The organism is Pseudomonas inefficax (assembly GCF_900277125.1).
Classification (GTDB): Bacteria; Pseudomonadota; Gammaproteobacteria; order Pseudomonadales; family Pseudomonadaceae; genus Aquipseudomonas; species Aquipseudomonas inefficax.
Genome location: NZ_OPYN01000008.1, coordinates 1 through 7,500 on the forward strand (window position 1 = coordinate 1; position 7,500 = coordinate 7,500).

The 7,500-nt window shown below is 54.0% G+C and carries 6 protein-coding genes; 2 read left to right on the forward strand and 4 right to left on the reverse strand.

All coding sequences use genetic code 11. The annotated features are described in order from the left end of the window. The 4 genes from JV551A3_RS01740 to JV551A3_RS01755 form a co-directional block, all read right to left on the reverse strand. Positions 1 to 442 (reverse strand): LysR family transcriptional regulator (locus JV551A3_RS01740; RefSeq protein ID WP_133978256.1); only part of this gene is annotated, 442 nt, incomplete at its 3' end. A 90-nt stretch (positions 443 to 532) separates the two neighbouring features. Beyond that, positions 533 to 1,561, reverse strand: a complete 1,029-nt coding sequence (locus JV551A3_RS01745; RefSeq protein ID WP_133978258.1) for an AbrB family transcriptional regulator — start codon at positions 1,559 to 1,561, stop codon at positions 533 to 535. A gap of 4 nt (positions 1,562 to 1,565) precedes the next feature. Then, a complete protein-coding gene (locus JV551A3_RS01750; RefSeq protein ID WP_133978260.1) occupies positions 1,566 to 2,927 on the reverse strand; it encodes an FAD/NAD(P)-binding protein in 1,362 nt (453 codons plus the stop codon). Between the two features lie 74 nt (positions 2,928 to 3,001). Then, positions 3,002 to 4,231: an ATP-grasp domain-containing protein gene (locus JV551A3_RS01755; RefSeq protein WP_133978261.1), complete on the reverse strand. Its 1,230-nt coding sequence runs from the start codon at positions 4,229 to 4,231 to the stop codon at positions 3,002 to 3,004. 278 nt (positions 4,232 to 4,509) lie between these two features. Between JV551A3_RS01755 and aptA the strand changes: the two genes are divergently transcribed. Both aptA and JV551A3_RS01765 read left to right on the forward strand, forming a co-directional pair. Next, complete coding sequence (aptA, locus tag JV551A3_RS01760) at positions 4,510 to 5,856, forward strand: omega-aminotransferase AptA (protein ID WP_133970171.1); 1,347 nt, start codon at positions 4,510 to 4,512, stop codon at positions 5,854 to 5,856. A 71-nt stretch (positions 5,857 to 5,927) separates the two neighbouring features. After that, the gene (locus tag JV551A3_RS01765; RefSeq protein ID WP_023662877.1) at positions 5,928 to 7,421 is read left to right on the forward strand and encodes a CoA-acylating methylmalonate-semialdehyde dehydrogenase; all 1,494 of its coding nucleotides are present in this window, start codon (positions 5,928 to 5,930) and stop codon (positions 7,419 to 7,421) included. Positions 7,422 to 7,500 lie beyond the last annotated feature (79 nt).

Genomic DNA, 7,500 nt, shown 5'->3' on the forward strand with positions numbered 1-7,500 from the left:
CCTGACTGGGTGCGGTCATGCTGATCTGAATACGCACGTCGGGTGCGCGGTCTTTGAGTTCGGCCAGCGCATGGGTAATGCGCATGTGCGGCAAGGTCACCAGGTTGTCGGTCCAGCCAATGTTCAGCTCGCCACGCAAATGCTGGTGCAGGCCATTGACCTCTGTGCGGAAGCTTTCCAGGGCGCTGAGCAGTTGCAGTGCCGAATGATAGACCTCGCGACCCTCCTCGGTCAGCGAGAACCCGGCGCGGCCGCGTTGGCACAGGCGCAGGCCGAGACGTTGCTCGAGGTCGTTCATCTGCTGGCTGATGGCCGAACGGCCAATGCCCAGCACGTTTTCCGCGGCCGAGAAGCCGCCGCACTCGACGACACTGCGGTAGATCTTCAGCAGGCGGATGTCGAAATCGCTGACTTGGGCGAGTGGATCGGGGCGTCGGCTCATTGTTCTATTGGGACTATATTTGAAAACGGTATCCGTACTGTAATACCTATAACAGTCTCTCCGCAATGCGGGGGCATTTTCGGCTTGTATTTACCTCTTTGGTCTTGTTCTATAATCTCTTGATTGAGCCAATATTGCGGGGGTGAAGTGGAGTACAATCATCCGTACCAAGTGATGGAGTAGAATAAACGCTACATTCAATCCGTTGCTGTAACCAATCAGGGCGACCAACTCTATTGCCCCTGGAAGATGAGCCAGCCATAGCTGCAAAGGTGGCACTCCTACTACGTTCGCGAAAATTAACGCTACCGCGGCGGCAAAAAGCAACATGAGTGAAACGCTGACCAAGCCTGCCCCAGCATGCTTACTTATCTCACTGATCTTCATGCCTTTTACTTTTGAGCCTATAATTACGCCTAAAATTATTGTTGTAACATCAAGGCACCAATCCGGTACGGTGAATGCGTTCAGCTCCAAAGGCGACGCTAGAAAACTGGTGAGGAGTATCGCGCTAATCATGAACGGTGCTGGAACCGCTAGGCGACGCATGATGAGCCCGGTCAGAATGCATAAAGTCAAAAGGATTGCTAAACCTTTGGCGTGCGACTGGAGTGTAAAGGGTTGGGTTATGTCAGGCTGATTTGTAATAGATGGAATCATGAGGCTCAGCGTGCATGTTATAAGAACCAAGCGTGTCAGATGCACCACCACAACCCTGTTTCCCGTATTTTCGGATCTGACCAGGTCAAGCACAGCTGCCAAAGCACCGGGATAAGTGGCGAGTACAGCATCTTTCTGATCCCATTTGCAAATTTTGCAAAGCCAAACCCACGAAACCAGATATTGACCAAGCAAGCAAATAAGCATTAGGACGATGCTTGGCACGATGTGAGGTGTCATGAAACCGTTCCAGTTGCTCATCAGTAGGCCGGTCGCTGTGCCTAATACAACTTGAACATATTCGATTCCAAATTTGAGGTTTATTGCATGGTCTAGACTGATCGCAATCGCCGCGGAACCTACCATAGAGCCAAGTAGCAAGCCGTGAGGTATGCTGAGTGTATGGAACGCGAACCCTGTCAGGGCAGCGAACACAAGGCAGAGTAATTTTTTCTTCATGGTATTACCTTGGCATTATTTTTTTTGTAATGATTTCGGCCTGCATCTGCAAAACGTCTATGTTACTCGTGGCGAAAAAATCACCTATAGTCGGTGTGCCTATGGCAAACAGGTCATGACAGCTGTCGGTGCCGATGATTCGGCAGTCGTCGATACAAACTTTGATTCCACCATGCTCGTTAGGTCGGCATAAACCGTGTTTAACCATGTTGCGATAAAGTGGTGTATCTATTGAGTCTCCAATTCCTGTAGCATTAATGATATGTGTAAATATCTCTTCGTACCCGTCACCTTGCACCCTGAATTTCTGGGAGCCATACGGTTGTATATTCACGATCCCAGACTGTGCTCGGAGTCTGCCCTTTCGCATGAAGATGTCGATCTTGTGGCGGCTTTCCTTGGGTATGGGTACGCGAAATTGCCGCCAGTGCGGAGCGTATCGTTTTGAAAGGATGCGTTTTTCTCGATCTGGTATTCGACTCCACAGATGGGGCACGACAGTGTTTGTGGCTGATAAAATGGAATAAATCTTCTTTCGATCAATATCTACTTTGGTGTGATCTGTCATGAGCTCCATTAAAGATATATCAACGCCTTGACTGATGAGCTCTGCATCGAAAAGCTGACGTATCGCTGATAGTGATATTTTCGTTGAGTCAAAATGGTTTGCGAGATGGTCTTTGTTCAGAACGTTGAGTTCACAGGGTTCGTAGTTGTCACTGTAGTTAGGTAATTTGCTACGTCGAGATAGAACTGTGACTCGGTTGTCTGGATACTCATCAAGCAGGGCGATTGTAGTATCGATAGCGGATAACTGGTTGCCAATCACACCGATGTGCCTGGAACGAATATCCAGTAATCGCAAGGTGGGATAGGCTGAGTTGTAGTAGTTGGTTTTTCCGGATAATTTGTACACGTCGCGTGGCTCAGGGTTTCCAGTAGCAAGAACCACTGCGCGATAAGGGCCATGTATTTTTTTTGATGTGGTAACCAAGTAATGTTTTGGTGAGAGTTTATTGATATTTGTCACTGTTTCGGCGTGGAATTGGATGTTTGTGCTTTGGGCAACAAAACGCTCCAACGTCAGCTTAATAAACTCTCCAAATAAGGCTCTCGGTGGATTTGTGTTTCCTTCGGTGTGGTTTTCGCATAGCCAGCGGGAAAAGTCCCCTGGCTCGTTTAACCACATAAGGCTGCTGGGTCTGTTTATTAAGTTGCTGGAAATGTCGGGTTGGTAAGCAAGCCCATGACCGGACATTCCCGCCGGATCAAAGAGATCGATCGATATGTTGGGGTTACGATTTTTCAGGCGATGAAGTACGATGCTGCCGCTGTATCCGCAGCCAATAATGGCAACCTTTTCCATGGTGGCTAAACCTTTTGTTATTTTCGCGCCGACTATGAATTCGTCGTGCACTTGGCTTGGTGGCTATTTTCTACTCACTTGTCCCAAATGAATGCGCGTGCGACAAAATTATCCACTGCGTCAAGGTTTTTTGTTACATCGTCTTCACTTTCTCCTGAAACTATTGCTGTCACTATTTCGCCATTTGTAAGTTGCATTCTTGAATAGGTTTTTCCTATTTTTGCGGTGATTGTCTGGCGCCTAATGCATGGAAGATCCATAGTTATGGGGTGCTCAATCAGCGTTGCGCTTCTGGGGGGAATATTGATCTGTCCAACAAGCCGTACAGGCTCAAGCAGCCGGACTCCCAGTGTGCTCTTGCCAAGGCGTTCTGATTTTATAAATGACAGGCGAGCATCGACGTTGAATGCTTCTCGCAACTCGTCATTGACACTGCAGCCCCCGAGGCGGCAGGCAATTTCGCAAACTACAAGCTCATTGTTGTGATGGAAGACTTCAAGATGAAATAACATGTTCTTGAATCTGGGTAGTGCTTGTTCAATAATTCGCCTGGTCAGTTTCATGCATTCGGTGTGCAACGGGTTTGCATTTGCTAGCATCTGAAAGCCTAAACTTTTCCCCTCAAGAAACTGAAGGCAGGTGACGGTGGAGCGTACCGGAGAAATTATTATAGGCTGGTGATCCAAGTATAAACCGTTGATATTCAAAAGAGGTGCATCAAGAAATTTTTCTATCATCAGGTTATGAAATGAATTGTACGGTTGTTCATGTAACCAGCTGAAAAGAGTGTCTGGGTCCTTGATTACGCTGACGCCGCCAGATCCGCGGCCGTCGCGAGGTTTTACGACTACGGGGTAACCATAGCGCTCTATGAACTCTATTATTTCGCATGGTGATGTTACGACGGCCATCGGCGCAATTTTGATGCCGTTTTCGGCAAGCCGTCGTTTCATCAGGTACTTGTCGCGATACAGCAATGTCGATGATTCCAGGGCTGAGCCGCGATCTTGAAGACGGTCATTGACGCGAGCTGCTCTGAGCAGATCGGCTTCGGCGAGTGCGATAACTAGCGGTTCTCGTAGTTGTTTAGCAAGGCGTAAGGTGTCTAGTTCGACGGCAGCGTTTTCATTGAAATTTTTATAAAAATGAAGTGAGGAAGCCATGCTAGGAAGATGGTCGATGAGTTCGCTCATGTGGGCTGCATCTGTGAATATCAGTGAACTGTCTCCAAGCGTGCTCATCCACTCATCTTCTTCGTGTTGCAAAAGGATTTTCGCGGGGGATAGGAGAATGATTGACCTCATGGTATGGCTCCTTAGGTGCGCTGTGACTAGGGGCAAAGTTGCATGACCTTGCGAAGCCCTAGCCTGCGCATGCGGGCCAGCATCCTTCAATAAACGCTATGTTTGAGGCGGATTAAACGTGTAAGCGAATGTTTGGACGGGTGGCGCGGACGGTAATCCTTTGTTTAGTGACCTTTGATGTAAAGGTTAGAAAAGTCTGCTTTTCATCAACAGAGGGCCGTGCCAATTTAGCTGCAACAACATCCATCGTTGCCTAATCGTCTTCCGAGGAACCGCCGATGAACATGCCCGAAACCGCTACCGCCGGTATCGCCAGCCAGCTCAAGCTGGATGCCCACTGGATGCCCTACACCGCCAACCGCAACTTCCAGCGCGACCCACGCCTGATCGTGGCGGCCGAAGGCAGCTACCTGTTCGACGACCAGGGGCGCAAGATCTTCGATGCCCTGTCCGGCTTGTGGACCTGTGGCGCCGGGCATACCCGCAAGGAAATCACCGAGGCGGTGGCGCGCCAGATCGGCACTCTGGACTACTCCCCGGCCTTCCAGTTCGGCCACCCGCTGTCGTTCCAGCTGGCCGAGAAGATCACCGAGCTGACCCCGGGCGACCTGAACCATGTGTTCTATACCAACTCCGGTTCCGAGTGTGCCGACACCGCGCTGAAGATGGTGCGTGCCTACTGGCGCCTGAAAGGCCAGGCGACCAAGACCAAGATCATCGGCCGTGCCCGTGGCTACCACGGCGTGAACATCGCCGGCACCAGCCTCGGTGGGGTCAACGGTAACCGCAAGCTGTTCGGTCAGCTGCTGGATGTCGACCACTTGCCTCACACCGTGCTGCCGGTGAACGCCTTCTCCAAAGGCATGCCGGAAGAGGGCGGTATCGCCCTGGCTGACGAGATGCTCAAGCTGATCGAGCTGCACGACGCCTCCAACATCGCTGCCGTGATCGTCGAGCCGCTGGCGGGTTCCGCTGGTGTGCTGCCGCCGCCGAAGGGTTACCTGAAGCGTCTGCGTGAAATCTGCACCCAGCACAACATCCTGCTGATCTTCGACGAAGTGATCACCGGCTTCGGCCGCATGGGCGCGATGACTGGCGCCGAAGCCTTCGGCGTGACCCCGGACCTGATGTGCATCGCCAAGCAGGTGACCAACGGCGCCATCCCGATGGGCGCGGTGATCGCCAGCAGCGAGATCTACCAGACCTTCATGAACCAGCCGACCCCGGAGTACGCCGTGGAATTCCCGCACGGGTACACCTACTCGGCCCACCCGGTAGCCTGTGCCGCCGGTATCGCCGCGCTGGACCTGCTGCAGAAGGAAAACCTGGTACAGGCCTCCGCCGAGCTGGCGCCGCACTTCGAGAAGTTGCTGCATGGCGTGAAAGGCACCAAGAACATCGTCGATATCCGCAACTACGGCCTGGCCGGTGCGATCCAGATCGCGGCGCGCGACGGTGATGCCATCGTGCGTCCGTACGAAGCGGCGATGAAACTGTGGAAGGCAGGCTTCTATGTACGCTTCGGTGGCGACACCCTGCAGTTCGGCCCAACCTTCAACACCACGCCGCAGGAACTGGACCGCCTGTTCGACGCAGTGGGCGAAACCCTGAACCTGATCGACTGATCTTTCCGATTCTGATGCCAGGCGCGTGAACACATCGCGCCTGCCTCAACCTTCTTTATCTGGAGTTTTGCATGAGCATTGTTCAGCACCTGATCCACGGCGAACTGGTTACCAAGGGTGAGCGCACCGCCGATGTCTTCAACCCGTCCACCGGCCAGGCCGTGCGCAAGGTCGAGCTGGCCAGCCGCGCGACCGTGCAGGAAGCGATCGACTCGGCCAAGGCGGCCTTCCCGGCCTGGCGTAACACCCCGCCGGCCAAGCGCGCCCAGGTGATGTTCCGCTTCAAGCAACTGCTGGAGCAGAACGAAGCGCGTATCTCGCAGATGATCAGCGAAGAGCACGGCAAGACCCTGGAAGATGCTGCCGGCGAACTGAAGCGTGGCATCGAGAACGTCGAGTTCGCCTGCGCCGCACCGGAAGTGCTGAAAGGCGAGTACAGCCGCAACGTCGGCCCGAACATCGATGCATGGTCCGACTTCCAGCCGCTGGGCGTGGTTGCCGGTATCACCCCGTTCAACTTCCCGGCAATGGTGCCACTGTGGATGTACCCACTGGCCATCGCCTGCGGTAACGCCTTCATCCTCAAGCCGTCCGAGCGTGACCCGAGCTCGACTCTGTTCATCGCCCAGTTGCTGCTGGAAGCCGGTCTGCCGAAGGGCATCCTCAACGTGGTGCACGGCGACAAGGAAGCGGTGGATGCGCTGATCGAAGCGCCGGAAGTGAAAGCCTTGAGCTTCGTCGGTTCGACTCCGATTGCCGAGTACATCTACGCCGAAGGCACCAAGCGCGGCAAGCGTGTACAGGCCCTGGGTGGTGCGAAGAACCATGCGGTGCTGATGCCGGATGCCGACCTGGATAATGCCGTTAGCGCATTGATGGGTGCTGCCTACGGTTCGTGCGGCGAGCGTTGCATGGCCATTTCGGTGGCGGTGTGCGTGGGTGATCAGGTGGCCGACGCCCTGATTGCCAAACTGGAGCCGCAGATCAAGGCATTGAAGATTGGTGCCGGCACCTCGTGCGGCCTGGACATGGGCCCGCTGGTGACGGCTGCTGCCCGTGACAAGGTGGTGGGCTACATTGATGACGGTGTTGCTGCTGGTGCGAAGCTGGTGGTGGATGGCCGTGGCTTCCGTGTGGCCGGTAATGAGGATGGCTACTTCGTTGGTGGCACCCTGTTCGACAAGGTGACCCCGGAGATGCGCATCTATAAGGAAGAGATCTTCGGCCCGGTGTTGTGCGTAGTGCGCGTGAACAGCCTGGAGCAGGCCATGCAGCTGATCAACGATCACGAGTATGGCAACGGCACTTGCATCTTCACCCGTGACGGTGAAGCGGCGCGCCTGTTCTGCGACGAGATCGAAGTGGGCATGGTTGGTGTGAACGTGCCGCTGCCGGTGCCGGTGGCTTACCACAGCTTTGGTGGCTGGAAGCGCTCGCTGTTCGGTGACCTGCATGCCTATGGCCCGGACGGTGTGCGCTTCTATACCCGTCGCAAGGCGATCACCCAGCGTTGGCCGCAGCGGGCCAGCCATGAGGCTTCGCAGTTTGCCTTCCCTAGTTTGTAAGGGATGAAGAAGGAGCGGGGAGGCCGGTAGGCCTCCCCGCTTTGTTTTTGGGGGTGGTTTTTGCTGTTGCAGTGGTGGA